General features: G+C 71.2%; 2 protein-coding genes and 1 pseudogene. All 3 read right to left on the reverse strand.

Annotated features, from left to right (window positions below; genetic code table 11):
- Positions 1 to 208: 208 nt before the first annotated feature.
- A complete protein-coding gene (locus tag A7A76_RS18410) occupies positions 209 to 1,447 on the reverse strand; it encodes an ABC transporter permease (protein ID WP_206412568.1) in 1,239 nt (412 codons plus the stop codon).
- Positions 1,444 to 2,160, reverse strand: a complete 717-nt coding sequence (locus tag A7A76_RS18415; protein WP_206412569.1) for an ABC transporter ATP-binding protein — start codon at positions 2,158 to 2,160, stop codon at positions 1,444 to 1,446. Before A7A76_RS18415 ends, A7A76_RS18410 begins: the two co-directional genes overlap by 4 nt.
- Positions 2,157 to 2,527, reverse strand: a pseudogene (locus tag A7A76_RS18420) (hypothetical protein); the annotation flags it as partial. The gene A7A76_RS18415 and the pseudogene A7A76_RS18420, both read right to left, overlap by 4 nt.

Here is a 2,527-nt window from a genome sequence, read left to right on the forward strand (position 1 = left end):
TGCACCTGTCGAGCCGCCTGGGCGGGGCGGTTCAGGTACAAGACCGCCCCATCGCCGACGCGACCCCGGTCGCCCCCTGTAGGAGCGGCGCGAGCCGCGACCGCGAAACCGCGCCTGCGCCGCAAGCCGAACTCTCGTCGCAACTCAAGCGCGCGCCGGGAACCGCGCTTGCGTCGCAAGCCGGTGGTCGCGGTCGCGGCTCGCGCCGCTACTGCTGCCGCAGCGCCTCGATCGGATCCAGCTGCGAGGCCTTGCGCGCCGGGTAGTAGCCGAAGAACAAGCCGGTCGCGATCGAGAACCCCGCCGCCAACCCGATCACCTGCCCGTTCAAGGCCACCGGCAGCGCGCCGATGCGGCTGACCAGCAAGGTGCCGACCACGCCGATGGCGATGCCCAGCGCGCCGCCGATCAGCGAGATCAGCATCGCCTCGGCCAGGAACTGGCGCTGGATGTCGCCCGGCCCGGCGCCGACCGCCATGCGCAGGCCGATCTCGCGGATGCGCTCGGTCACCGACACCAGCATGATGTTCATGATGCCGATGCCGCCGACGATCAGCGAAATCGTCGCCACCGCGCCGAGCAGCAGCGACATCAGGCGCGTGGTCTGGGTGCGCGTGGCGACGACTTCGGCGATGTTGCGCACGCTGAAATCGTCGTCGGCGCCGGGCTGGATCTTGTGGCGCTGGCGCAGCAGGCCTTCGATCTGCTCCTGCGCGTAGGACACGTCCTCGGCGCGGCCGACGCCGACCGCGATCTGCATGACCGCGCCGTTGGGCAGGCCCATCGCGCCGAGCATGCGCCGGCGCCCGGTTTCCAGCGGCACCAGCACGACGTCGTCCTGGTCCTGGCCGAAGCCGCCCTGCCCCTTCGGGTTGAGCGTGCCCAGCACCGTGTACGGCACCCGGCCCAGGCGGATGGTCTGGCCGATCGCGTCCTCGTCGCCGAACAGCTCGCGGCGCACGGTTTCGCCGAGGATCACCGACTTGGCGCCGCTGCCGTAATCGCGCGCCTCGAAGTTCGAGCCCGAGGCGATGGTCCAGCCGTTGATGTCGAAGAAGTCCGGCTGCACGCCCTGCCACTGGGTCGACCAGTTGTTCTCCGCGTACACCGCCTGGGTGCCGCCGCGCAGCGAGGCGGCGACGTACTGCACTTCGGGCACTTCGGTGCGGATCGCTTCGGCGTCGGCCTCGGTCAGGGTGAAGAAGCTCGACGAGCTCAGGCGCACGCCGCCGGTGCCGCGCCCGCCGCCGCCGGAGCTGATGTCCAGGCGGTTGGAGCCCAGCCCGGACACCAGCTTGTCGATCTCCGACTGGGTGCCCTGGCCGACCGAGACCATCACGATCACGGCGGCGATGCCGATGATCACGCCGAGCGAAGTCAAGGCGCTGCGCAGCCAATTGCCGCGCAGCGCGAACACCGCCGTGCGCAGCACTTCGAGGAAGTTCATGCGCCGCGCTCCTGCTCGTGCAGCTCGCCGTCGCGCATCACGAAGATGCGGTCGGCGTGCGCGGCCACGTCCGGGTCGTGGGTGATCAGCACCACGGTGTGATCCTGCGCCTGCAGGCGCTTGAACAGCGCCAGGATCTCCTCGCCGGTGCGGGTGTCGAGCGCGCCGGTGGGTTCGTCGGCGAGCAGGATCGGCGGGCGGTTGATCAGCGCGCGGGCGATCGCCACACGCTGCTGCTGGCCGCCGGACAGCTCGCTCGGCCGGTGCCCGGCGCGCGGGCCCAGGCCGACCGCGTCCAGCGCTTCCTGCGCGCGCTGCATGCGCTCGTCGCGGCGCACGTTGGCGTAGCCCATCGGCATCGCCACGTTCTCCAGCGCGTTCATGCGCGGCAGCAGGTTGAAGCCCTGGAACACGAAACCGATCTTGTCGCGGCGCAGGATCGCGCGTTCTTCTTTATCGAGCGTGGCGACATCGACGCCGTCGCACAGGTAGACGCCGCTGGTCGGCGTGTCCAGGCAGCCGATCAGGTTCATCAGCGTCGACTTGCCCGAGCCCGAGGGGCCCATGATCGCGACGAACTCGCCGCGCGCGATGCGCAGGTCGACGCCGTGCAGCGCGATCACCTCGGCCTCGCTGCCGGGCGAATAGACCTTGCCCAGCGCGCGCGTCTCGATGACCGCGGCGGCCGGCGTTGCGGCGGCCACGGCGCTCATTTCGCGCCGCGTCCGCTGCCGACGACGACCTCGTCGCCTTCCTTGATGTTGCCCGAGACCTCGGTCCAGCTGCCGTCGCTGGCGCCGACCCGCACCACCACCGCTTCGGGCTTGCCGCCGACCAACCGGTACAGCGGCGCGCGCCGCGCGCTGACGAGCGCGCCGACTTCGCTGTCCCAGGTCTTCTTCTGCTCGTCGCTGAGCAAGCCGCGGAACGCGCCGAACTGCTGGTTGAAGCGTTCCAGCATGCGCTGGCGCGCGGCGCCGGAGACCGCGCCGGCGGCGCGGTTGCGATTGTTGTTGCCGCCGCCACCGCCGCCGCCCGGACCGCGGCCGCCCATGATGATCGTCGGCCCGGCCCCCGGCG

It is taken from the genome of Lysobacter enzymogenes (assembly GCF_017168095.1).
GTDB classification, from domain to species: Bacteria; Pseudomonadota; Gammaproteobacteria; order Xanthomonadales; family Xanthomonadaceae; genus Lysobacter; species Lysobacter enzymogenes_D.